The sequence below is a fragment of the Flavobacterium chilense genome (genome assembly GCF_001602525.1).
Taxonomy (GTDB): domain Bacteria; phylum Bacteroidota; class Bacteroidia; order Flavobacteriales; family Flavobacteriaceae; genus Flavobacterium; species Flavobacterium chilense.
In genome coordinates this window covers 1,035,620-1,060,418 of the sequence record NZ_LSYT01000001.1, presented here as the reverse complement: position 1 = coordinate 1,060,418, position 24,799 = coordinate 1,035,620, and the positions used below count along the sequence as shown (strand labels likewise).

The 24,799-nt window shown below is 31.4% G+C and carries 22 protein-coding genes; all 22 read left to right on the top strand.

Annotated elements, in window-relative coordinates; translation table 11 throughout:
- Window positions 1–137: 137 nt before the first annotated feature.
- On the top strand, window positions 138–2,015 hold the full coding sequence (locus tag A4F88_RS04425; protein ID WP_068841292.1) for a type VI secretion system Vgr family protein: 1,878 nt from the start codon (window positions 138–140) through the stop codon (window positions 2,013–2,015).
- 136 nt (window positions 2,016–2,151) lie between these two features.
- Window positions 2,152–2,358, top strand: coding sequence for a hypothetical protein (locus A4F88_RS25350; protein WP_143154980.1), 207 nt, complete (start codon window positions 2,152–2,154; stop codon window positions 2,356–2,358).
- A gap of 143 nt (window positions 2,359–2,501) precedes the next feature.
- Complete coding sequence (locus A4F88_RS04420; RefSeq protein WP_068841291.1) at window positions 2,502–4,034, top strand: DUF2931 family protein; 1,533 nt, start codon at window positions 2,502–2,504, stop codon at window positions 4,032–4,034.
- A 34-nt stretch (window positions 4,035–4,068) separates the two neighbouring features.
- The gene (locus A4F88_RS04415) at window positions 4,069–6,153 is read left to right on the top strand and encodes a phospholipase effector Tle1 domain-containing protein (protein WP_068841290.1); all 2,085 of its coding nucleotides are present in this window, start codon (window positions 4,069–4,071) and stop codon (window positions 6,151–6,153) included.
- Between the two features lie 3 nt (window positions 6,154–6,156).
- Window positions 6,157–6,903, top strand: a complete 747-nt coding sequence (locus tag A4F88_RS04410; protein WP_068841289.1) for a hypothetical protein — start codon at window positions 6,157–6,159, stop codon at window positions 6,901–6,903.
- Complete coding sequence (locus A4F88_RS04405; protein ID WP_068841288.1) at window positions 6,903–9,008, top strand: DUF4280 domain-containing protein; 2,106 nt, start codon at window positions 6,903–6,905, stop codon at window positions 9,006–9,008. Before A4F88_RS04410 ends, A4F88_RS04405 begins: the two co-directional genes overlap by 1 nt.
- Window positions 8,983–9,969 (top strand): toxin-antitoxin system YwqK family antitoxin, encoded by a 987-nt coding sequence (locus A4F88_RS04400; RefSeq protein ID WP_143154981.1) that lies wholly within the window; start codon window positions 8,983–8,985, stop codon window positions 9,967–9,969. The genes A4F88_RS04405 and A4F88_RS04400 overlap by 26 nt, the downstream gene beginning before the upstream one ends.
- A gap of 53 nt (window positions 9,970–10,022) precedes the next feature.
- Entirely contained in the window at window positions 10,023–10,424 is a 402-nt protein-coding gene (locus A4F88_RS04395) for a hypothetical protein (protein WP_143154982.1), read from the top strand.
- A 370-nt stretch (window positions 10,425–10,794) separates the two neighbouring features.
- A complete protein-coding gene (gene tssD / locus A4F88_RS04390; RefSeq protein ID WP_068841285.1) occupies window positions 10,795–11,190 on the top strand; it encodes a type VI secretion system tube protein TssD in 396 nt (131 codons plus the stop codon).
- A gap of 112 nt (window positions 11,191–11,302) precedes the next feature.
- Window positions 11,303–12,220: a hypothetical protein gene (locus A4F88_RS04385; RefSeq protein ID WP_068841284.1), complete on the top strand. Its 918-nt coding sequence runs from the start codon at window positions 11,303–11,305 to the stop codon at window positions 12,218–12,220.
- Between the two features lie 2 nt (window positions 12,221–12,222).
- The gene (locus A4F88_RS25600; RefSeq protein WP_068841283.1) at window positions 12,223–12,591 is read left to right on the top strand and encodes a hypothetical protein; all 369 of its coding nucleotides are present in this window, start codon (window positions 12,223–12,225) and stop codon (window positions 12,589–12,591) included.
- A 136-nt stretch (window positions 12,592–12,727) separates the two neighbouring features.
- A complete protein-coding gene (locus A4F88_RS04375; protein ID WP_068841282.1) occupies window positions 12,728–13,084 on the top strand; it encodes a hypothetical protein in 357 nt (118 codons plus the stop codon).
- Window positions 13,085–13,194: 110 nt separating this feature from the next.
- Window positions 13,195–13,554: a hypothetical protein gene (locus A4F88_RS04370; RefSeq protein ID WP_068841281.1), complete on the top strand. Its 360-nt coding sequence runs from the start codon at window positions 13,195–13,197 to the stop codon at window positions 13,552–13,554.
- Between the two features lie 109 nt (window positions 13,555–13,663).
- Window positions 13,664–14,248, top strand: coding sequence for a hypothetical protein (locus tag A4F88_RS04365; protein ID WP_068841280.1), 585 nt, complete (start codon window positions 13,664–13,666; stop codon window positions 14,246–14,248).
- A gap of 227 nt (window positions 14,249–14,475) precedes the next feature.
- The gene (locus A4F88_RS25715; protein WP_245179026.1) at window positions 14,476–14,835 is read left to right on the top strand and encodes a hypothetical protein; all 360 of its coding nucleotides are present in this window, start codon (window positions 14,476–14,478) and stop codon (window positions 14,833–14,835) included.
- An 8-nt stretch (window positions 14,836–14,843) separates the two neighbouring features.
- The gene (locus A4F88_RS04360) at window positions 14,844–16,244 is read left to right on the top strand and encodes a phage baseplate assembly protein V (protein ID WP_245179025.1); all 1,401 of its coding nucleotides are present in this window, start codon (window positions 14,844–14,846) and stop codon (window positions 16,242–16,244) included.
- Between the two features lie 8 nt (window positions 16,245–16,252).
- On the top strand, window positions 16,253–17,602 hold the full coding sequence (locus tag A4F88_RS04355; protein ID WP_068841279.1) for a hypothetical protein: 1,350 nt from the start codon (window positions 16,253–16,255) through the stop codon (window positions 17,600–17,602).
- A 3-nt stretch (window positions 17,603–17,605) separates the two neighbouring features.
- A complete protein-coding gene (locus tag A4F88_RS04350) occupies window positions 17,606–21,796 on the top strand; it encodes an RHS repeat-associated core domain-containing protein (RefSeq protein ID WP_245179024.1) in 4,191 nt (1,396 codons plus the stop codon).
- Between the two features lie 3 nt (window positions 21,797–21,799).
- Window positions 21,800–22,285: an Imm26 family immunity protein gene (locus A4F88_RS04345; protein WP_068841278.1), complete on the top strand. Its 486-nt coding sequence runs from the start codon at window positions 21,800–21,802 to the stop codon at window positions 22,283–22,285.
- Between the two features lie 278 nt (window positions 22,286–22,563).
- Complete coding sequence (locus A4F88_RS25830) at window positions 22,564–23,133, top strand: RHS repeat-associated core domain-containing protein (RefSeq protein ID WP_342446797.1); 570 nt, start codon at window positions 22,564–22,566, stop codon at window positions 23,131–23,133.
- A 15-nt stretch (window positions 23,134–23,148) separates the two neighbouring features.
- Window positions 23,149–23,625, top strand: coding sequence for an SMI1/KNR4 family protein (locus A4F88_RS04335; protein WP_068841276.1), 477 nt, complete (start codon window positions 23,149–23,151; stop codon window positions 23,623–23,625).
- 343 nt (window positions 23,626–23,968) lie between these two features.
- Window positions 23,969–24,712: a hypothetical protein gene (locus A4F88_RS04330; protein WP_082815693.1), complete on the top strand. Its 744-nt coding sequence runs from the start codon at window positions 23,969–23,971 to the stop codon at window positions 24,710–24,712.
- The last annotated feature ends 87 nt before the right edge of the window (window positions 24,713–24,799 follow it).

Sequence of the window (24,799 nt, the reverse complement as noted above, 5' to 3'; positions counted from 1 at the left end):
TTTTATTTTTCGAACATGATATCTTTTAGCTTAAAATCGAATTCGTCATAAAGAATCTTTTTAAAGAAAAAACTTTAGACCATAATCTATTTAAGTTAAAATTTTAAAAAAGAATAAAACTTAAAACCAGATACATTATGGTCATTCCTAAAATAATCTTCGGTATAGACGGCAAGGAAATTTCCCATTTTACTAAAATCGATTTAAAACAAAGTATCAATACTCATCACGAGTTTTCTATAAGTATTCCGCATTCTGTCATAGAACGTTCCAGAGCTTATACGATGGAAAGTGCACAAGAATCTCTTGGAAAAGTGTTGCACATCAGGCTAAGTGCTAATAATAATTTTTTAGGCATTATAACAAACGTACGCTATCAGCAGGAATTAGGCCATGTAGGCAGCCAAATTATTATTTCCGGATATTCTAAAACCATTTTATTAGATTCAGGCCAAAAGCTGTATTCCTGGGAAAATTTTAATTTAAAAGATATGGTGCGGGATGTCATACAAAACGCAGCTGGTGAACAATTGCAGTGCGAAATTGATCCCGAATTTACTTCCAAAATAGAATATCAAACGCAATATCTGGAATCGGATTTTAAATACATTCAGCGATTAGCGAAACAATATAATGAGTGGTTATTTTATGATGGAGAAAAATTATTTTTGGGTAAACCAAAACAAGAAAGTTCTCCTATAAAATTAATCTACAACAAAGACCTCTATAATTTAAGTATATCTGTAGAAGCAAAGCCTAATCAATACAGTGGTTATACCTACAACGAAAATAGCGATCAGCTGTATCAGGCGCAAACAGACGACAGCATTGTAGAAGGATTACCAAAATTAGGTAAAGATGCGTTTGAAGCTTCCAGAAAATTATATAGCACTGCTTCTTATGAATATGGCCAGTTTAGTACTGGAGATGACGTATATTTTGAAAGTATCTTAAAAAAGAAACAAGAAAGCATAGCGGCAGATGGCAATTATATCCTGGCAACAAGCGCAAATCCAAAATTAAGAATAGGTTCAATTATTAATATTGAATCTCAGCAAATATTAGACAGACCGGATGTTCTTCAAAAAGGACTGGACAGTAGTAAAACACATTACGATTCTAATGAAATTGGTACTTATATTATAACCGAAATCACACATAAAGCCACTGAAATTGGAGAGTATGAAAATAGTTTTAAAGCACTTCCGGCTAAAATAAAAAAACTTCCGGAACCTAAAGTGAACATGCCTGTGGCACAGGAGCAAAGAGCTGTGGTAGTGGCAAATGATGATCCTAGTGGTAATGGCAGGGTTCGTGTAGAATTACTATGGCAAAAAAAACAACAATCCCGTACTCCATGGTTGTATGTGTTAACACCAAATGCAGGAACAAGTGATATTGTAAACAAAAATCGTGGCTGGGTTACTATACCAGAAGTAGGAGATCATGTTATGGTAAGTTTTCGTTACAATGACCCAAACAGACCATATGTAATAGGAAGTATCTTTAACGGGAAAACAGGAGAAGGCGGTAAGTTAGACAATCATATCAAAAGCTTTTTTACACGTTGTGGCAGTACCATCACTTTTGATGATAAACAGAAAAGTATCCTGATAAAAGACCCATCAGGAAATAGTATTTATTTGGATGGTGAAGGAAATATTACCGTAAACGCACCTAAAAATATGACCATAAATGTTGGTGATAACCTTGATATTACGGTTGGTAAAAATATGACTGTAGGAGTAGGAGGTAACAAGAAAACGACTATAGATGGTAATAACAGTTTAAAAGTTGGAAAAAGCAGCACCGTAGACATAACAGAACTTTATAAACTTATTACTCACATGTATGAGCAAAAAGTATCTGGAGATAAAACCGTAAAAATAAATGGTGATTTGAATAAAACCACATCTACCACTACTTACAAAGCCATAGGAGGAGATATTTTGATAAAGAGTTCAGGGATTTCAAAAGTATTAGGTGCTATCGATGCTAAAGTAAATAAAGGATAAGATATTTTGGGTATAATGTGATGTTAGTGAACAATAATATGAATGTAATATTTAAATGAAGTAGTTATTAAAATGCTCACAAAATAACAAGGATAATATAAAAGGAGTAACAAATACTCCAAACAATAAATAAAAAATGGAAAACAAAAAATCTGCTTTAGAACATATACTAAAAGCTATTTTAATTGCTTTATGCATTAGTCTGCTTTATGCTATGGTCGCATTTAATTTAATAACAGGAATGTACGCAGAGCTTTTTAATTTTTTCGTTACGATTGGTCTCTTTATTGGCATCATTATTTTTTATTTTATTGTTTTATTTTTTAAATCAATAAAAAGATAAGCCATTTCATTGGTTTGCATTACAATTTATCTTTTGTTGTATTTCTGTAAATTACGACATTTAAAAGAAAATTGAAATAAACAATTAAATTCAGTTTTTATAAAGTGTTATATATTAGTTATAAGCACAAAAACTAAAAAAGCATGAAAAAAATAGCCCTTTATTTACTACTTTTTCTGATAACAAGCACGCTGACAAGTTCTTGCCAGGAAAAAAAAGAAACTAACAAATACGCCAATAAACTTAGCGTACAAGATAACCTCACCAATATGCAAACAAACTTTAAATGGCAGGAAGGTTTAAGCTGCCCGGAAGGATACCCAATACAAGTATACAGAGGCTGGCTTGAAGGCCCTCTAGTATCAAATGGAGCAACAGAAGAACCTAACAGTACTACCAGTATATATGGTTTTGGTACGACTACTGGTATAGGAAATTGGGGAGATAATTCCTCTGGAATGAGCCAGGGAGAAAAGCCTATTCCACAAAGACTTAACTGTACTTGGTATTCTTATGTGGAAGATGTTATGTACCATATAAATACTGAACTTGACTATCCCAAAATGGTCAAACTATTCAATGAAGGATTTCAGAGTAGCCTTAGAAAAAGAGGAAAAGTAATGACAACTTATGACAAAGTTACTGTAGGTTTTGCGCCGGGTGGAGTAGTAGTTGTCTGGTTACAGGGAGGAGGTCAAAAAATTGTAGAAATTGGACGTTATCAGGGTAATAAAGTAGTAATATCGGATAAAGAAATAGCTTCGCTGGACAGTCACGAACGATTATTGTTTGATCCTGCAGACAGAGCAAGAACCTTAAAAAATCCAAAAATTATAGCTCCGGAGGTTCAGGAAGCAAATAAAAATAAACCAATCCCTTTCGGACTTTGGGACAGTTACCGCATAAAATACAATTGGAAACCTACTTTTGTATTTGTAAGAGAAGGAAAGATGTCAGATGATGTATCATTTAGTCTGTTTAATGGAGAGCGAGAAACGCTGTTGGATGAAGAATTTACTAAGAATGATTATAAAGACAGAGCAATTCCAAGAATACTAAGTTTTGCCTGGTGGGATAAAAACGGACAAGGTTATGGTGGGTATATTCGTTTTGATGAAAAAGAAATTTTTGCAGCATACAAAGAACTGCATGCAATGAACCCTGAGGCAAATATTGATTTAGAGGTTAAAATAAATCCAGGAAGTACATATTTGGCCGTAGCAATAAAAAATGGAATTAATATAATACCATTAAAGAAAAGTAATACGAAAGTTTATGAATCACGTTCATTAACAGAAGAATACAAATACAATTGGCGTCCTGTTTTTGTGTTTACTGAAGGGGCAAAAATACCAGATAATATTGATATCAGGCGTAATACATTACAAGAGATTCTTAAAGACAAAACGTTTATCAATTTACCATTTCAACAAAATTCACCTCCCTATATGATAGTTTTTAATTATTATGAACGGGACAGTTTCATAGGTGCTACAAATCTAATATTTGAGGAAGATGATATTTCCCAAACCTTTAAAAGCCTTGATAAACTAAAGCAGGGTGCTCCCCTCGAAATGGAAGTTAAAATAGGCATAGCTCCTCATTCTTTCAGCATTACTCTCAAGGGTAATGGAAAAGAAGTCCCCGTAAAATTTAAAACGTACGATTGGAAGTAATGTCTTATAGTAAAAATTGTAAAGCAGAAAAACAATGGGAAAAACATTTGTATACAATACAGGAACAGGCAAAGATGAAGAAAAACAGGATGAACTTCGTCTTACTTTCGGGATATTTATTGATGGTACGTTAAACAATAAGAACAATACGGATATGCGTAATAAACATAGTCGTGGTATGGATGCACAGGGTAAAATCGATTATTCTAAAGGAAATTCAGAACTGGAAACAGAAGACTATAAGCAATATAAAAAAATAAAAAATAAAGGGCGAATAGAAGACCTGCTCTCAAAGAAAGATAAAACGCCTGCTGAACAAGAAGAGTTTAGGGTTATTCCTGAAAAAGACAAATATCTTGTAGCCTCTTACAGAGTACCGTTAAATGAGTTTGGTCTGGACCGTATGGGTACAGATAACAGCTATAGTAACGATTATACCAATGTGGCACGTATGTGGCAATGCTGTGAGCAAAAAAAGTACGCCATTTATGTACCGGGTATGGGTACTGATAACTTAATGCGCGATAGTCAGGACGGTTTTGCCTTTGGTTCGGGACAAACGGGTATACGTGCCAGAGTACGTAACGCTTGTCAGCAAATGGCGGATAAAGTATTGGAAGAAATAAATTCAAACCCTAAAAAAGAAATTAAGCTAACCCAAATCACACTCGATGTTTTTGGTTTTAGTCGTGGTGCTGCTACAGCAAGAAATCTGGTATATGAGGTAAACCTGGATTCCGGTTATGCTAATGCAGTACAAAAAGAAATTCCATGTGGGGTAGAATATATACAGACGCAAGGTTCTGTAACTGCTGGTACTCCTGGCAGCATACGCATCCAGAAAAAGCGAAAGGCTTTTGTAGATGTTGATAATTATGAGATAGATAATAGTTATTTGATACAGAACCAATTACCTAAAATGGGACATTTAGGCTATAGCTTACTTCAAAAAACTCATCTTGAATTTGATGATTTAAAAAATGTAGAGATAATTGTGCGATTTGTAGGTATTTATGATACTGTTTCGTCTTATTTCGAACAAAATGGTGTTCGCGATCATTATGACGATTATGGAAATCTAAAAGACGAAGGAGGGAAACTGATAAAAGAAGCCTGGTCAACACATTTTAATGATGATGTGGGCGAACTGCATCTTAATAATTTATATTGTCAAAAAGTAGTTCATTTTACAGCCAAAGACGAGCACCGTCAGAATTTTGCACTCACGAGAATCAATCAAATTCCGGGCAGATATATTGAGAAAAATTTTCCCGGAGTGCATTGCGATATAGGAGGAGCTTATATGACCGAAAAAGAAGAGGTAGATGAAATAGGTACCCAGATGAAAGATCGCAATTATGTTTCGGTTTTTCCGGAAAATAGGGCTTATGACAGAATAGGATTAGGTGCTCTTCGAGACGATTTGATAAGACAATATTGGTATCATAAAGAACAAATCAAAATAAAAACACAATGGCTAAGTTTGCCCCCTTATAGTAAACTCACAGGAATCCGTGGTAAAAAAATAGAAGGAACAGATGATCAGTATGAGGGAGTAAAAAAAGAGTACAGCTATATTCCGTTGCATTTTATGGAAATCTATGCTAAAAGTACTGAAATGAAAGAGTATTTTGTAGAAGAGACAGGAGTGAAATTTCCGTTGGATGATTTCTTAACACATGTAGAAAGTTATTTAACACCTTATGCCCTTGACGAAACCAATGAAGTTAAAGAATGGGATTTTATAAGTGATGAAGAAATTGAACAAAAAAGACTTGAAAGAATCCAAAAAGAGAAAATAGAAGCTGAAATAGAAAGCATAAAACAAAAACTAAAAGATCATACTTATGAATATGAAAGTATGAAAAGAGGTATAGATAATGTAAGGGTAGTAAAAATTAAACCTATTATAGATTTTAATACACCAAAAATACCGCTGGAAGTTGTTGCAGAAGAACCTGAAAAAATAAGAACTACCAATTTACCTGAAGTTACAGTTATTGGATACAATTCTCAAACAATGTTAAGAAAATTAAGAAACGAGTACCTGCATTGGTCCTCAACAAGAGACTGGTTTGGTATGCAGCCTGATGAAGGCAGAAAAAGGAAAATACATTAAAGCATGAATTATTTAGATTACGAGATTATATTACCTGAGCTTGATAAAATAAATGATTTTGTATTTGAAACTGTCACAACAGATTTTTCTAATCCTAAAAAGATAAAGAAAGTAACTTATATAAGAAAAGTTGCTATTACGAGATACAAACACGACGAAAATGATATGTTGTTTCAGTTATTTCTTTCTGAGATCGAAATCACAAGTAATATCTCTATAGAAAATATTATTTTTCTGAAAAGAATAGGAGCCGCATTTGACGAAATTGAATTAGAAATAAATGAGTATGGCAAAATAATCAAAATATTAAATTTTGAAGAACTGTCAAAACGTTGGGAAATTATTCGTGTAAAACTTGCCATAGATAATGTAGGACTTGTTGCAGAATCCTATATGCAGGACATTAGTAATTTATTAAAAGAAGAAAAAAAGCTGATATCCTTTTTTTCTGATTATAAAATGTTTGGTTTATATTTTACAAGTTTATACAGAAACTCGTTTGCTGTCGAACGACAAAGAAAAATAATAGACTGCGGGAGTATTGTAATGACAGAACACTTTTATCCAAGAGATGAAAAATCAGATACTTATTTAATAACAGGTAAAGCTGTTGAGAATACTAAAGAAACCAATTTTATAAAATATAATGGCACTATCGAATATAGAGAAAATCAAATAGAATTGGCAACATTAGAAATAGAAAAAGAAAAATCGACCATTTTGTATAACATTAATAAAACATCACTTTAATGGCAAAACCAGATAATACTTTAAAACGAAAAGAACGCGAGGAAAAAGAAGAGGCAGAAGATGGTTTAAAATTTGTAATTGATGGAGCCAAGCTTAAATGCGATTTATGTACAGTTCCGGCAGGTGATCTAAAGGTAAATTATGATACGCCAAGTACACAGGATAAACGAACAGCTACCGTAGTAGAGAAAGATAAAACAAGTCTGGTTTTCAAAGGTAACTGTAAAAAAAGCCCTCAGAGTTCCAGCCCTTGTGCTTCAGTAATGAAACTTGCCGATTGGAAAGACGTGGGAACCGTATATTTTCAGGATGAGTTTCCGTTGCTTCTTAAAAGTACCATAAAATGTAATTATGGAGGTGTTGATATTAAAATTACAGATTCTGCACAACGCAACGAGATTGAAAAAATTGATACTACTGGTGCGCCAGTACCGCCACAGGAAGAAGTTGACGTTGATTTAATTGTAGAATTTGAGCTATTGTCTACCTATGATGGTGAATTTGGTTTCGATTGGTTAAAATGTGACGATTCTGATAATATTTTAAAGATTCAAACAGATGATATTAGTAATTTAGAATATGTTTTTGATGATACAAAATTAGAATATATATCCGTAGTTACTGTTCCGGATATTAAGAATAAAATAAAAAAGGATTATAAAAAAACGGCATTAAATATACCTTACTATGCATATTGGTTAAGTTTAATGCAAATAAATCAAGAGATCAAGCTGAATATGATTTGCAAACCTGTAAAAACAGGCGAAGATATAACGAAAGGTGAAATTTCTTTTATGAAAAACGATTTTTATGAAGTTGTAATAGATGGTCAAAAAAATGAAAACATTAAATATACGCCAGATGGAATGCCAAAAGAAATTACTATAAAATGTATAAAAACATCTAAACAGGTTGATATCACACCAATTAACAAAAATAAAAAGGAAGTTGGGAAAATTATAGCAGTAGATAACACGAATATTTTTGATTTGTCTGTTAGGTTAGTTTGTGTAGTAAAAGATACTCCTAATAAAGAAGCTGAAATTTCAAAATTAATTTCTGACTTCAAAACTGATAAAATAGAAGATTATCTAAATAAAAATTCGCTTAATCAAGCTTTAATAAAAACCACAATAGAAGTTGATAATAAATACCGTATTGCCTTCGACGAAACATCCTGGGATGGAATATTCTATAATAAAACTGGAAATTATTTTACCAATAGAAAAGATCCGGCTGGTGGAAAAGTATCTTATATTGATGATGATGGAGAGGAGCAAAAAAATGTTGAGTATGAACATATCCTGGATAAATTTCTAAGAGAGTATAAAAATACTTTTGAGACAGATGGAAAAAAATTTAGAGGTATTTTATTATTTATTACCAATATTAATAAAGACTCCAATGATAAGGAAGGAGGAGTAAGCAGAACACAGCCTGTAAATTTTAGAGAAGCAATTGTTTTTGCTTCCAACCTTACAAATAAATCTACTTATGCTCATGAGATTGCTCATGCTTTAGGATTGGAACATACTTTTTGGAGCGATGTTAATGATGTTACTGAATTGACAAAAAATGAAACATATTTGAATGATTTAAAAAATGGTATTAAGTCTAATGAAAATACTAAAGAAACAAATATAAATGCTAAAAAATCCAATGACGAAAATATTAAAAAGAATGCCGCAGCAAAAAAATCCAATGAAGAAGCTATAAGAATAAGAAAGTTGGAAATAGATAAATGGACTATGGAAATGAAAAAGCCAACCTATCCATATAAAAAAGAAGCACAAGTAAGAATTGATGATTTAAAAGATCAAAATAAAAAAACGAAAGCTATCAACGATGAAATAGATGAAATTACAAAAAGAAATAATAAAAACAATGATGATATAAAATTATATAATGAAAAGATTGATAAATCATTAAAAAGACAAAAAGATAATTTGAATGTATATAAAAATAATAAATACAAATTCATCAAAAAATCGACTCTAAACATTATGGATTATTCATCCAAGATAAACATCTTGACGCACTGGCAATGGGAGATAATACAAAATGATGTAAAAAGTTATTATGGAAGTACAACAGAAAATAAATAGTTTTATGAGATTGATGTTTTTTTTAATAATATTTTTTTTAAATTTTTGTAATGCTCAGCAGAAGTTTGAAAAACCGTCAAAACCTAAGGAGGAATTGAAGGATGTAAAACCAATTCACAATACACAAAAAGGATATCTCATAATAAGTTTAGGAGAGTTAAAACAAAACTCTGACAGCTTGTATTGCTGGGTAATCGATGATAGATGTAATATAATCGATGGAAAAATAAAGCTTTTTACGCATTATTCACAAATAGGAGATAATCAAAGTTTAATTCAATATACATGTGCGGAAGGAGAGTTTTTAGAAGGTAAATATCAGGGAATCTGGATCTACTATGATAAGAATGGGAAAATTATAAAAAAAGAAAAATGGAGCAGAGGTAAACTTATTTATAGAAAAGAATATAATTTTAATACCTGTGATAATTTAGAAGATTATAAATTTTCTAATATAAACCTGGCAGAGTATCATTCGATAGAGCAGTTTAAAAAAGATTTTTTCTTAAAATCAGGAAAACTTGCTTGTAAAAACGGTGTCATTAAAAATATGAGATTAGTATTCCGCGATGAAACAACGATTCATTTTATACGTATAAATAACGGGCTTATTGAAGGACATGAAATTCAAATTATTAATGATCCTATTCCATCAGGGAAAAGTTATTATTATGACAAAGAAGGAAATATAAAAGCAATATCTGAAGTAAAAAATGAGCTTCTAAAAGGGAATGGACATTATATAGAGTACAATTATCCAAAAAATGAAAAGAGCATGGGGGTTAGAACAACACCCATTTTAAAATCTGAAGGTGAAATAAAAAACAATTTCAAATTTGGAGAATGGAAATATTATAATAAAAATGGCTCAATAGACAGTACAAAAACATATAATTTAAAAGACTTGGTAGATGTCCGTTTTCCATACTGTATATTTAATAAGAATGAACCGTGTTACTAAACATATCATCCTGTTAAGAAAAAATTATGTTATATAAACAGGTGAGTAAAAGTATGGGAACTAAAATAATAAAATCATTTTTTTACATAAATATTATTTTACTTACTACTATGAGTTCTGCTCAAACAGTTGATATTAAAGTAAAATTTATAAAGAGATATGCCTATTGTAATTGTATTTATGTTAACAATGTCAGATTTGATGAAAAATACTTAAATGATAAATTTCAGATAAGTGATAAATCAATCAAAGAATTTATTGAATTAGGTAAAATTACAGAACATGATAGAGAAAAGATTCGAAGTTTTACAGAAAAAATGGCTGGAGGTTTTTATCTGATTGAAAGTCCTTATTATTCTGAAAGTGGCAGTAGTAATACAATTACTAGTATGTGTCTTGACTTTTATGAATCCAAAGAATTGGATAAATTCATAAAAAAAATATTAAAAAAATAAAAACCAGGCAGATCGGATATTTTTTAAACTAATATTTAATGTTTAAGAAATTACTTAAATTTCCGGCACCCCCAGTAAATACAGTATTCTTACATATTTAAACTGTTCTCGAGTAAATTATTTTGCTTTTTTTTGTGAAAAATATTACTAATTGACTTGTTTTTTTAATTTGTATTTGTATATTCGTACAAATTATTGATTGCGAATCACCCTCATCTTCCTACAAGAAGCAATTAAAAAAAAGTACATCAGTACAAAAAAGAGGTATTCTAAAATCATGTAGAATACCTCTTTTTTTTTGTTAATACTAGTCATACAAAATAAAGAGGGTTCTAAAAAACATTTTTTTAACAACTTAATTATTTTTATTATGGCATTTAAAGCAATTTTAGAATTCGAAGGAAACGAGTATCAGGTATTATTTTCAAAAGTTGATATGTTAAGACATACTGATGGTAAAGGAGCTGTTTCATCAGAAATTAAAGGAGGCAGATTAAACCTAAGGTTAAAATCTACAGACAACACTACTGTTATTGAACAGGCAGTAAACAGTCAGCACAAACCAGTAAACGGAAAAGTAAAATTTTTCAAAGCAGATTCTGAACAAGTAATGAAAGAACTTTCTTTTGAAAATGCTTTTATTGTATTCTTCAGCGAACAACTTGACGCTTTGGCTGAAACTCCAATGACTACTGAGATTACTTTCTCAGCAGAGAAAATTACATTAGGAAATGCAACTTTAGATAACAATTGGGCTAAAATCTAATTACCTCAATTTGCAAGGAGCGGTCATGCACCGCTTCTTGTTTTTATACATGTAATTTATCATAAGTGTCCAAACTGTTGATTTTAAACTAAAGTAAAACTAAGTTGTTGTTATGTTTAGAAAGGTAGAATGTGGAAAAGAAAAAAAAAGAGATCCTTTTGATAAAAGTGATTTTTTAAAAGAAAATATTTGGGAAAGAAAGGATACATTATCTGTAAAGTTGAAAAAAAGAGAAACAAAAGATCATCATGATAATTTTTTCTCTACTGTGCCACATAGGGTAGCTTTAGAAGGTGAAATTTATTTTAGTAGTGCCGATAATAAAATTTATCGAGGAAACAAAGATGGCACCTGGACCCAAAGTTCTGTTCTCGACGAAGTAATAGTTTTAAACAGAGAGGAAGCAAAAAGCAATGCGCAATCGGCATTTGTTACTAGTGTAATATTTACTGGAATTGGCGTGGGCTTAGATGAATATATAGGGGGTGTAAAAGGCAGCGCAAGATTAAAAGGTTTTGAGATAACAAGTTTTCATCCGCAGGGGAGTTATGAGTTTAATAAAATTGCAGATGCAATTACGCATGAATCTATCATAGATAAAGTTAAGTCTACGTTCACTATGGAAAAAGACTTTAAGTTTGATAAAATAGGGAATGGTACTGTTGGAGCTATTAGCGATGGTAAAATATATGTAAAAGGGACAGCAGAAAGTGTCAGTGCATTAAAAAGCGTTGCAAGAGTTGCAAAAGGACTTGGTGTAAGTGCTGGTTTAATTGGTATTTATTTATCTTATAAAGAATACGAAGCTAAAAAAATTTCTGGAGAAATACTTGCTTTAGATATTGCTATGACAATACTATCATTTACTGGTCCAGGCGCATTTGTTGCTGGAGTTTATTTTATATTAATTAGGACTGACACTAAAGATAAATATTTTAGTCCTAAACCGGAAAATATTTATGAGTCGGCAAAAGTAAAAATTGATAAAACCCAAGTGTATAAACAAGGGGTTAAATTTGTAAGTAAGTGATTATGAGAAAAATAACAGAACCAGTATTTATTTATTTTTCTAAAATGTATATCCATTTTTATGAGGATAAAAAAGATTATTGGGCAATATTTCCATCTGTGATTTTAGCTACTCTATTTACTCTTAATTTACAGACAATATTTTTTTATTTGAATAAAATTGAAGGAGTTAATATAGATTTCGGTCTTTGGTTCCCTATTTCTATAGCTGTTTTTTTTCTTCTTTTATATAGAAACATAAAATATGAGTATGTGAAAAATTATAAAATGTCTATTAAAACAAAGTGGGTAATTAGTATACTTATTTTAATTGATCTTGTTATGGTTTTTGTTTTTGCCAATATTTCACGAAATGGAAAATTTATGTGGTAGAGATATGGGTAGGAAAGATCGTTTAAAGAAGTAAGCTTGTAAATAATAAAAAGAAAAATATTTATGAAGAAGCAAAAGTAAAAATTGATAATACGCGAATAGATTCAAAAGAGTACAAAATAAAAGTTAAATAATCATGACAAAAATAACAGAACCTGTATTTGTTTGTTTTTCTAAAATATATATACATTTTTATGAAGATAAAAAGGAGTATTGGCGTATGTTTCCATCATTAATTTTAGCAACTATATTTAGTCTAAATGAAGCAACAATATCCTTTTATTTAAAAAAAGTGTACGGCTTTAAAACGGATTTTGGTATTTTAGTCCCTGCTTTTTTTATCATTTTTTTTTTTATATTATTTAGAAATATAAAATATGACTATGTGAAGAATTATGAGATGTCAAAAAAAACAAAGGTCATTATTTGTTTATCAATTGTTATAAATTTAATTGCTAATTTACTTGTTACTAATATTTTAAAAAAAATATAATTTATGAAGGAAATGGTTCTTTATTAAAATTTATCTTTAAAAAAGACATATTAAAATAGATAAAACGCGAGTCAATATAACACATAAAATAATAATTAATTGATTTGTTTATGAAAAAAATACTGGAACCGATGTTTATCTTTTTTTCTAAAATGTATATTTATTTTCATGAAGATAGAAAGGATTATTGGCGTATGTTTCCAATATTGGTTTTATCATTCATTTTTATAACCAATTTAGAAATAATATCTTTTTATTTTATAGATGTTAGTGCCTATTATTATGTGGGGGTATTTGCTTTTTGTGTGATTATGTTTTCTTTTTCTTATGCAAATATTAAGTATGAGTATGTTAAAAATTATAGTATGCCAATAAAAACTAAATTTTTAATTGCTTCAGTGATAATAATCGATTTGGCAGTAAACTTTGTTTGTCTCAATATTTTAAGAAATGGAAAATTTATGTGGTAATATAGATTTGTATGGAGATAATATAATGACTCGTTCATTTATCTTTTAAAAACTTAGAATTGCAGCTTATGGTAATTACAAGAAACAAACTTCTTTAAATTCTAACAATATGGAATATAAAAAATACAGTGTTAAACAACATGAAACTTGTAGACAGACTATTTTGAATAAAAAAATAGATATAACTCCATTTCTACCATATTTACTAACTATTACAAGTATTATTGCGATATATCTTGTGGCATTACTTAGTTATTATATACGTCCTTGTAATTTTAATTTTTTTTCATTTTTAGTTGGTCTGTTTTCATGGTCTTGGTTTTATACCAATTCGCAAAAAATATTAAACCTAAATGCCTTTGTTTTATATGCAATCATAGGTTTTTTGATTGTTTTTCTACATCTCATATTGATGTTGATAACCAATAATAGTCTTTATAATTGTTTAACGGTCAGTTTTTCTTTTTTTTATATTATTTACTTTCGTTTATTGACGTATTTATTTTTTAAAGACTTTGCGCGATCATATTTAAAGCCTACAATCTTTTTTGCTGAAAAATGGCGAAAATGGTCACATGAAAATATTGACCGTAACTACATACCAACCAAAAAAGAATTAATATTTTCCAATTTACTTTTTTTAGGACCTTGGGGCATTGGGCTTTGTGTTTTTTATGCTGTGATAAAATTATAAACTGTTTTGTAATAAATAGTTTCTTTTAGGTAAGAGTGGGTAAGATAACTATAACCTTTCATATATACATTTTCTGTGTATTTATATTTTTTACTTCTCTATTTCTAGATAAGGACTTTTGATTCTAAAAATTAATCATTTTAAAAGAAATTGAAATTTAATCATTTGGATAAAATTCTTGAACTCAAAAAAACATCATTTACTATAAAATAAATCGTAAATAAATTATGAAACCACCAACAATAATATTCGGAATAGACAGTAAAAAAATATCTCATTTTACAGACATTAGATTAAAGCAAATAATCAACTCTCACCATCAATTCGAAATCCGTGTCCCACATGCAGTTGTAGAGAGTCCATTGGCATATACTCTTGAAAATGCACAGGCATGGCTAGGAAAAGTAGTTCATATTATACTCGAAGAAAAAAATAATTTTTTAGGAGTAGTGACCAATATCGATTTTGATCAGGAAATGGGACATTCCGGAAATCACATTATAGTGTCTGGCTATTCTAAAACAATATTACTGGAATCTGGTGAAAAGTTACATTCCTGGGAAGAATTATCTTTAAAAGATATGTAAAAGAGGTCGTGAAAAATGGGGCAGGAGAACAATTACAAAATGATATAAATCCTGAATATACCAGCAAGATGGAATATCAGAATCAATATCTTGAAACCGATTTTCAATTTATTCAGCGATTAGCAAAACAATACAATGAATGGTTGTATTATGATGGAGAAAAATTAATTTTCGGCAAACCTAAAAGCTTTGATAGTCCTATACCGTTAATCTATAATAGTGACATCTCAAAATTAAAAATCTCCGTACAGGCAGTGCCTAATAAATTTAGTGCTTTTACCTACAACGAAAGTGCTGATAAACGCTATACGGCAAAGTCTAAAGACACAGTAGCAGGTTTACCAAAATTAGGTAACGAAGCATTTTCGAGTTCAAAGGAAGTGTTTGCAACACCTGCCTTTACACACGGAATAGTAAGTACAGGAGATGATTTAGTTTTAGAGTCCTTCTTAAAAAAGAAACAGGAAAGTGCTGCTGCTGATACCAATTATGTTTCAGCGACCACAAAAAACTCAAAACTAAAAATAGGAAGTATAGTCAATATACAATCAAGTGTTTTAGAAAACACCAATACGATTACCCAGGAAGTTGGGTCTTACATCATCACCGAAATTACGCATTATGCGACACATTTGGGCGAATACGAAAATAACTTCAGAGCCATACCTTCAAAAGTATTAAGCTTGCCGGAACCTGATGTAGCGTATCCAATTGCACAAACACAACAAGCCGTTGTAGAAAGCAATACCGATCCAAAAAATAAAGGAAGAATCAGAGTGCAAATGCTTTGGCAGCAAGGCACATCAATGAAAACTGCCTGGCTTCGTGTTATGACTCCGGATGCAGGGAGCAGTGATAAAGTAGGAACAAATAGAGGAATGGTTTTTATACCCGATGTTGGAGACCACGTCATGGTACACTTTCGTTATGGTGATCCTAACAGACCTTTTATTTTAGGTAGTGTTTTTCACGGTAAAAGCGGCGGCGGAGGTGGAAAAGATAACAATAAAAGAAGCTTTGCAACCCGTGGCGGGACCTCACTTGTTCTCGACGAAGAAAAAAATACGTTTACTGCAACAGATCCAAGTGGTAATATGGTAATGCTTAACGGAGATGGAACAATGACGTTGTTTGCACCAAACAAAATAGACATACAGTCTAAAGAAATAAACCTCATTGCAGATGAAAAGGTAAATATAAGCGGAACAAATGAAGTAAATGTCGATAGCAAGAAAATAGTAGCTGAAGGTACAGATGAGGTTACTATAAAAAGTGATACGCAAATTACTGATGAAGCACCAAGTATTAATATAAAAGGTAAAAATACAATTTTGGCAGAAGGAAAAGTTGTAGACATAGATGGTAAAACAATGACTAATGTGAAAGGCGGAGTTGTAAATTTAAATTAAAACCAAAAATGAATAATGCTCACAACCCTATAGCCATAAGAGTCGAAAATATTCAAAAAATCTGGAATAAAACCAGAAAAGACCAACCAAAAGCAAAAATATTCAGTATGGTTTGTTCTACGGATGATTTTCCTTTACTGCATGCTTTTATTCGATTAGAATCATCTGCTTATGGAAAATCAGATGATTCGTTTGTAGCCTTTGTTATTGATTTTGAGGATAAAAAAGATTTTTACATCACAATCATCGAACAATGGATATTGACCTTTGAAGAAGACCTGAAAAAAAATCCAGATTGGAACTGGGAAGACTTTACCACTTTCAAAGAAATATTACCCGAAATAGAGAAGTTAAGCATCGAAAATCTTAAAGATTTTTACATCAGGATGCTTATAAGTTTTAAAAAATTTGAAGCAAAAAACGGCAACCTGCTCATCGTTAGTTTTTTAATAAAAAAAGTCAGCAATGTAAATTTGCTAAATGAAAGTATAAAAGAACTTATAGCATTATTACCGGAAAACATAGGTTTCTTATTTCTTGATTATCAGCAACGACAGCAGTATAAAGAGCTAATTAACGGAGCAAAAGAAAAAGGAATCATTATAGAAATTCCAAATCAGGAAATTAATAAAGCCTACAAAGAAATTGCTACACAGGGAAATCCAAACGATCCACAGGTGCGCTACAGAAAATGCCTGTTTGAAATAGGAGAAGCTGCAAAAGAAAAAAAACAGGAAAAAGTAAAGAGATTAGGTAATGAACTCATCGACATTAGTAAGAGCACAGGAGAGACCAGTTTTTGGGCTTCATCTTATCTTATTTACGCTAGTTTCTTATTTCAGTTTAAAGACGAGAAAGAACTTATTCATCAATTATTGGATAAAGGGATAAAAATAACAACACCATTTTATAAAGAGAAACAGGATATTGCCGGAATTCTAATACAACTATTAGTCTACAAAGGCTCACATTATAGTATTATAGGAAATACTGATTTGGCCATAAATTACTTTTTACAACAAGTTGTAATCGCCAAAGAAATACAACAGGAAATGCAGGTAATCAATGGCTATAATTATGCATTATTACTGGCTGCTAAAAAGAAAGATGGACAATATACAGAAATTCTAAACGATGCTTTTGAGTATGGATATGCCCTTACAGATGAAGCACTTAAAATTGTCAATTTTACCTTTATAGCCAATAGTTATTTAGAGAATGAACCTAAAATTGATTATTCAGAAAAAGAAGCAGTTTCGAGTAGAATGGTATCAATTTTTGGAGAAAACTGGAGAGACAATCCCAAACAAATTGCAAAACAGATACAAGAAGAATATCAATTAAGCAACACCTATTAAATTATGTTATTAACCGATAATCATTTGACCATTGTAGTAGGTATAGACATTCATTTTACAACCTTACCGCCATTTAATCCCTTTCATCCGTATATAGGTATTGTGATGGATCCTTTTGATTATGTACCCTTTTTAGGTACAAGCGTACATGTAAATGGATTTAAACGTGGAAACTCTGATACCAGTGGAATTATAATTCCGTTAGTGCATATTCCGCTGTTTACACCACCCTGGCTTATGACACCTATTATTGGTCACGAAAGCATGAATTTTTTTGCATCACAAACCGTTTTCTCAGATAGTACCAGAATGAGCCCCAAAGGACATATGCTGATGACCTGTAATGACATTGGCATCCCGTTATCGATGTCCATAGGAAAAACAAAAATAGGCAAGAAAATGTTACCGTTTGCCCCAACCCTTTTTGCCCCAACTTCATTTTCCTTGCCTATTCCTACCGGAAAACCAGTAATGGTTGGTGGGCCTTACCCTCCGGATTGGGGAGGAATGCTTACAGGTTTATTAGCTAGTATTGGTTTTAGTACATTGATGAAACTCGGAAAAAAAGCATTCAATAAATTTCTCAAAGGTGCCATTGGGCCTAACAAGCTCAGTAAATTGCTCTGTAAAGCCGGATTTGAGCCTGTAAACCTGATCAATGGAGCCGTTATTTACGAAGGTAGCGACTTTGATATTGCCAGCCCTGTTACTCTCAATTGGGAACGTAACTGGTATTCAGATTCTCAATATGTGGGATGGCTTGGTCATGGTGTACATTGTATATACGACAGAGCAGTAGAGTTATACCCGGAAGACGATGCTTTGGGACTTCGTATGGACGATGGCAGAATCGTGGCTTTTCCTGCCCTCATGCCCGAAGAAGAATTCTATCTACGTCAGGAAAAAACAACCCTGAAAAGAACCCAGGAAGGTTATCAGGCTTATGATCATAAAAGTAAATTATCTTATGATTTTACTTTGTTTGACGGTAAAAAATACCAGCTTACACAAATTACTAATCCCGACGGACTTTGTATCATTTTTGAATTTACAGGACACCGCTTAAATAAGATCATAGATGCAGTAGGCAGAACCATTAAAGTAAGCACCAAAAACGGATTTATCCAGAAATTAGAACTCGTTACGCCCGAACAGGACGAGCTTTTGGTAGCCTATGAATATGATGAAAACTATAATATGGTGGCTATTATAGATGCGCTGCAAAAAGCAACTATGATAGAGTACCAAAATCACCTGATGATCAATAAAACAGATCGTAACGGACAAACTTTCTATTGGGAATATGATGCTCAAAACCGTTGTGTACATACCTGGGGCGATGGAGGCTGGCAGGAAGGCTGGCTGGAATACCATCCTCAGGAAGGGTATAATCTGGTTACAGATGCCAATGGAGCCGTAACAACTTATTATTACGAACCAAGTCAGCTGGTAACGCAGGTAAAAGATCCAATGGGAAATAGCGTTTTTTATGACTATACCGAGTTTATGGAACTGTATCGTGAGATAGATCAGGAAGGTCGTATCATGGGATTCAGTTATGATGATATGGGGAACAAAACAAATACAATTTATCCGGACGGTACAGAAGAGATGATGCTTTATGATGACGAAAACCGCCCATCGATAGCCATAGATCCCGAAGGAAACAAAACAATCTATTTGTACAAAGAACAAAAGCCCCACCAGCTTAAAACCATTATTGCACCGGATAAAACCAGCACCCATTTTAGCTATTATCACAACGGATTATTAGCAACCGTTGCCAAAAATAATAATGAACTTGAATTAGTATATGACCAGAGTTATAACCTGATCGAATGGCGTGAAAACAACCAAAAACTAAAATCGTGGGAGTACGATTACCGTAGTCGTGTAAAAGCGATTTATACGCCAATGCAAATGGCAGATTACTTTACCTATGATGCACTCGACAGAGTACAGCAAATTGTAGAGAAAGACAGTAATGTTATCGAATTTACTTATGATAATTATGATGAGGTAACCGTTTTAAAAGACAATAAAAACAACATCAGGTTTAGTTATACTCCAATGGGAAGTCTTGCTACACGAGAACAAAACGGAGTAAAAGTTCGTTTTGACTATGATAAGATGGAGCAGCTTACAGGGATTAAAAACGAAGACAACGAAGCCTATTATTTTGTTCGCAACAAAGCCGGACATATTGTAAAAGAAACAGCTTTTGATGGTATCGTAAAAAAATACAGCCGAAATCTGGCAGGAGAAGTTACAAGGATTGATCACGGAAACGGAAAGTTTACAGAATATGAGCAGGATGCATTAGGACGCATTACCAGAGCAGATTATCATGATGGCACCTGGGAAATCTATACCTACAATAAAAACGGACAACTGGTAGAAGCCACCAATCAAAACGTAAGTATTTATCTGGAGCGTGATGCTGTAGGACGAGTTATAAAAGAAACACAAAAACAACAGCTCGATACCAATGAAAATGGTATAACCCTTATATCAACTTACAACGCTTTGGGACAGCGTATTAATTTAAGCAGCAGTCTTGGCGCCAATATAAATACACATTACAACCAAAAAGGGCAACTAGAGCGTATAGAAGCACAAAGTAACGAACTCAAAGAACAGCATCAGGCTTGGGAAACCACTCTAAAGCGAGATGAATTAGGCAGAGAAATAGAGCGTTTTGCTACAGGAGGATTACATATAAAAACCAGCTATAACAACAGCGGTAAGCAAAAAGAACAGGAAGTATTTGCAAACGGCAAACGCACAGGATCCCGTTATTACAACTGGGATACCAACCAACAACTGCGAAGTGCCGTGAACCAGATGACCTCAAGCATGACCTATTTTGATTATGATTACTTTGGAAATCTAGCCAAAGCCAGTTATGATGGAAAAGAAGAATTATATAAAACTCCGGATGCAGTAGGTAATTTATATAAAACTTCGGATCGCAGCGACCGAAAATATGGTAAAGGAGGTAAACTACTGCAAGACGAAAAATATTATTACAAATACGATGAACTGGGTAATGTAATACACAAAAGCCCAAGAAACATAACAGAACCTTTAAAGTTCGAAGCAGCAACCAACTGGATTGATAAACTTGCAGGTAACAAAACCGAAGAAACAAGATTACAGCAGGAACATGAACAATGGCAAAGCGGTGATACGACTTATACCTGGCTGGCAAACGGGATGCTCGAAAGCGTAACCAACCCTGACGGAAAAATAATAAGTTTTGAATATGATGCCTTAGGAAGACGTACCGCAAAAATTGCAAACCAAAAAATAAATCGTTATGTTTGGGATGGCAATGTTCTTATTCATGAATGGAAATACGATCTAAAAGATAGACCAAAACTCATTGTTAATGGTGATGATTTAGTTTATGATAAACCAGAACCAATCGAGAATTTGGTTATTTGGGTATATGAAGCAGGTTCTTTTGTTCCTTCTGCTAAGATTGTAGGGGATAACAAATACAGTATTATTAATGACTATATTGGTCGTCCTGTACAAAGTTATGATGATAAAGGAAATCTCGTTTGGGAAACAGATTATGATATTTATGGAGGTTTACGAGAATTAAAAGGAGATAAATCATTTATTCCTTTTAGACAATTAGGACAATATGAAGATGTAGAGACAGGTTTGTATTATAATAGATATAGATATTACTCGCCTAAGACAGGATTATACTTAAGCCAAGATCCTATAGGTTTGAAAGGAAATAATCCGAATTTCTATGCCTATGTGCATGATATTAATAATTGGGTTGATCTGTTTGGGTTAGATATTTATGGTCCTAATCAAGATGTATATGCTCTCTTTAATAAAACAGATGTTGTTAATGGCGTTCCTATAGAAGGAGCAAAACCCTATTATGTAGGTATAAGTCAAAATTCAGAAGTGCGTTTAGCTCAACATACTTATGATGGAAGATTTAATCCAGCAACTGATGTAAGAGTTGACTTGCATAAAGATATTGATTATGCAAAAGCGAGAGCTTATGAGCAACATTACATAGAAATACATGAAACTAAAACAGGAATCATAGGAGAAGAAATTTCTACTACTAATAAGGGAAATAAAATTAATTCCTTCGATAAAACAAGAACAGATACAAGAGGAAAAGCATTTAAAGCTGAATACGATAAAATAAAATGTCACTAATTTATGAACAAATTTAAAATTACACCTGGAGAAATATTTTGCATACCCTTATTTATGCCAAAAGATGATTGGAAATTAAAAATAAAATTGTCTGACGAAGATTTAGACAAAGATTTTGCATTTGGTAGGGTTATAGAAACTAGTTCTTCTGTATTAGTTGAAATATTCAATAAGATAAGCTCATCTAAAATAGATATAAATGAAATAGTAAACTCTGGTATAATGTTTTCTCCTGTGCAAGTGTTTTGGGACGGCATCATTAAAAAGAGATGGAGGATAATTGCTCAAACGGAAAATTATGATAAATACAAAGATTCAAATTATAATAATCTTAAATTGGCATTTGGATTGGATGGTGATTTTAGATTAAGAGATTTAAGTACAGCAAAAGAAATATCAATTTCAAGGGAAGAACTTACACAATATGAATATTCGACAGTATGGTTTCCTATTGATTTAGAAAATAGAATAATAAAAAATATTCAGTAAAGTAGGAATGTTTCATATTCATTGATATATTTTTTAAAGCTTTTAAATAATTTAAAAGCTATTCCCCGATGTTGGAAGCTTCTAGCTTGTGTACCCAACGTAATAAAACGACAAAACCCGCTAGTTTAGCGGGTTTTGTATAGTAGAAGTAGCGCTTTGAAAAATTCTCCATATATATAACTTCATAGGTTAAAGCGATATAAAATTACATTGATAAAGTAAACCTTATAAGGGAAACAGATTATGATATTTATGGAGGTTTACGAGAATAAAGGGAGATAAATCATTTATTCCTTATTAGGCAGTTAGGACAATATGAAGATGTAGAAACCTCTTTATATTATAATAGATTTAGGTATTATAATTCAGATTTAGGACAGTACTTGAGCCAGGATCCACTCGGATTAAAAGGCGGTATGAGGATTTACGGATATGTTTTTAATTCAAATAGCTTAGTTGACATATTTGGTTTAATGGCAGATTTCCCAACTAATGTTGACTTTACAGGAAGCCCTGATTTATTTCCTGTTACTGGAAATCAAAAAAATATTGTAGAAATTGTTATGACTGGTGATAGGGATGCTGATTTTACCAGAGCATATAAAGAAGCTGGAATTAGTAAATCGGAAATGAAAGGTAAAGGTTATACATGGCATCACGTTCATGATTTTGATTCAACAACAGGTAAAACTACAATGCAATTAGTAACAACTTCCCCACACGAAGCTAAAGGATCAGCTAGTCAGTTTGCAGAACATTTAAAAGTAGAGTACGATACTTTTGAAGCCAAAATGAAAGCATATGAGCAAGGTTGGAGAAAAGAACCTAAAAAAATAAAATGTAAATAAAAAAATATTAATATTATGGCTGATTTATTTATAAATACCGCAAAGTCAATTGATGAGAATGATATAAAAGAATTTGAAAAACAACTAGATATTATTTTACCTGATGAAATTAAAAAACATTATTTAAAATATAATGGTGGTTTTCCTGTCAAAGAAAGGTTTTATATGAAAGATTATGATACTTATACTTCAATAAACGGGTTTATGCCTATAAAATATCATTTTGATAATATAGATGATTGGACAATGGAAGAAGTGTATTTAAACTTTAATATAACAAAAGGTATTCTTCCTAAAAATTTTCTTGCATTCGCTTCAGATTATGGAGGTAATAAATTTTGTATAAATATTGAAAGTAAAAAAATATTTCTTATTTATATGGATTTAGGCAACCCAATGGAAAACCCTAATGCAATTAGGAAGATATGTTCTAACTTTGATAAATTCATTAAAAACTTAGAAGAGGAAGAAGAAGAGGAAGATGACGTATGAAAACACGTATAATGTAATTTTGTAAGTTATGTTACAAAGAAAAAGTGATGTATAAAAATAGTAAAGCCCACTAAATCTTAGTGGGTTTTGTTTAGAAATAGCTCTTTGAAATTTTTTAATTATATATAATTAGATAAGTAAAAGAGACATAGACTTACATTGATAAAGTTAATCTCGTTTGGGAAACAGATTATGATATTTATGGAGGGTTAAGAGAATTAAAGGGAGAGAAATCATTTATTCCTTTTAGACAATTAGGACAATATGAAGATGTAGAAACTTCTTTATATTATAATACTGAATCTGGATTGTAAACTTGCAGACGAAATTAAAAAAGATTTCGATGCAAAAAAAGCAATTAAGTGTAAATAATTATTTTAAAAATATGTCTGAAGAAGTTAAATTTAAACTTGATTATAGTGCTAATGCACATTTTAAAGGAATTACGATATATTCTGAGTATTTGAATGAAGGAGTTGAGTATATTCGGAAAAATATGATAACTGAAGTTTTGGTTAAATCTTTAAATAGTTCAAAAAAGCAAAAAATAAATTTTGAATTTTTAAAAGATGTTCCTTTTATAGAAAAATTTCACTGTATTGTACCATTAGCTAAAACCTCAAACATATCAGGATTGTATTATCTTACAGATCTTAAGGATTTTGCATTTAGTAGTTATAAGGATTTTGATATTGATTTTGAAAAAAATCCTAATATTGAAAAACTTAATATTGGTTATAATTCACGAATAAAAAATTTTAATAAATTGAAACATTTAAAAAATCTTTTTTTACAAGTTGTTGAATCAAATGATTGTAAATTTCTTTCAGATTTGGAAAATTTAGAAGAACTAAGAGTTATAAATGGAAAATTTAATTCATTAAAAGGTTTAGAAGAATGTAAAAAACTTAAAAACTTGTTTTTACAAAAATGCTCTAATTTAGTTGATGTTTATTCAATCTTAAAAGAACTTGATAAACTTGAATCTGCAATTTTTGAATCTAGTAATAAAATTGATTTAATAGAAACTGGAAGAATTGATTTACCAGCTAAATTGAGGATTAATATAAATTTTAAAAATATTTAATATTTATATTTCTGCTCCCGCACAAATCCCCTCCTGGTTCAAGCTTCTAGCTTGTGTAGGTAAAGATTGTCTCATCCTGAAAAAAAA

Excerpts from the sequence above, each read along its gene's own strand:
- A4F88_RS04420 (WP_068841291.1), top strand. The coding sequence starts at position 2,502 with ATGAAAAAAATAGCCCTTTATTTACTACTTTTTCTGATAACAAGCACG.
- A4F88_RS04425 (WP_068841292.1), top strand. The coding sequence starts at position 138 with ATGGTCATTCCTAAAATAATCTTCGGTATAGACGGCAAGGAAATTTCC.
- A4F88_RS25350 (WP_143154980.1), top strand. The coding sequence starts at position 2,152 with ATGGAAAACAAAAAATCTGCTTTAGAACATATACTAAAAGCTATTTTA.
- A4F88_RS04345 (WP_068841278.1), top strand. The coding sequence starts at position 21,800 with ATGAACAAATTTAAAATTACACCTGGAGAAATATTTTGCATACCCTTA.
- A4F88_RS04365 (WP_068841280.1), top strand. The coding sequence starts at position 13,664 with ATGGAATATAAAAAATACAGTGTTAAACAACATGAAACTTGTAGACAG.
- A4F88_RS04385 (WP_068841284.1), top strand. The coding sequence starts at position 11,303 with ATGTTTAGAAAGGTAGAATGTGGAAAAGAAAAAAAAAGAGATCCTTTT.
- A4F88_RS04355 (WP_068841279.1), top strand. The coding sequence starts at position 16,253 with ATGAATAATGCTCACAACCCTATAGCCATAAGAGTCGAAAATATTCAA.
- A4F88_RS04370 (WP_068841281.1), top strand. The coding sequence starts at position 13,195 with ATGAAAAAAATACTGGAACCGATGTTTATCTTTTTTTCTAAAATGTAT.
- A4F88_RS25600 (WP_068841283.1), top strand. The coding sequence starts at position 12,223 with ATGAGAAAAATAACAGAACCAGTATTTATTTATTTTTCTAAAATGTAT.
- tssD (WP_068841285.1), top strand. The coding sequence starts at position 10,795 with ATGGCATTTAAAGCAATTTTAGAATTCGAAGGAAACGAGTATCAGGTA.
- A4F88_RS04395 (WP_143154982.1), top strand. The coding sequence starts at position 10,023 with ATGGGAACTAAAATAATAAAATCATTTTTTTACATAAATATTATTTTA.
- A4F88_RS25715 (WP_245179026.1), top strand. The coding sequence starts at position 14,476 with ATGAAACCACCAACAATAATATTCGGAATAGACAGTAAAAAAATATCT.
- A4F88_RS04350 (WP_245179024.1), top strand. The coding sequence starts at position 17,606 with ATGTTATTAACCGATAATCATTTGACCATTGTAGTAGGTATAGACATT.
- A4F88_RS04335 (WP_068841276.1), top strand. The coding sequence starts at position 23,149 with ATGGCTGATTTATTTATAAATACCGCAAAGTCAATTGATGAGAATGAT.
- A4F88_RS04400 (WP_143154981.1), top strand. The coding sequence starts at position 8,983 with ATGGAAGTACAACAGAAAATAAATAGTTTTATGAGATTGATGTTTTTT.
- A4F88_RS04415 (WP_068841290.1), top strand. The coding sequence starts at position 4,069 with ATGGGAAAAACATTTGTATACAATACAGGAACAGGCAAAGATGAAGAA.
- A4F88_RS04410 (WP_068841289.1), top strand. The coding sequence starts at position 6,157 with ATGAATTATTTAGATTACGAGATTATATTACCTGAGCTTGATAAAATA.
- A4F88_RS04405 (WP_068841288.1), top strand. The coding sequence starts at position 6,903 with ATGGCAAAACCAGATAATACTTTAAAACGAAAAGAACGCGAGGAAAAA.
- A4F88_RS04330 (WP_082815693.1), top strand. The coding sequence starts at position 23,969 with ATGCAAAAAAAGCAATTAAGTGTAAATAATTATTTTAAAAATATGTCT.
- A4F88_RS04375 (WP_068841282.1), top strand. The coding sequence starts at position 12,728 with ATGACAAAAATAACAGAACCTGTATTTGTTTGTTTTTCTAAAATATAT.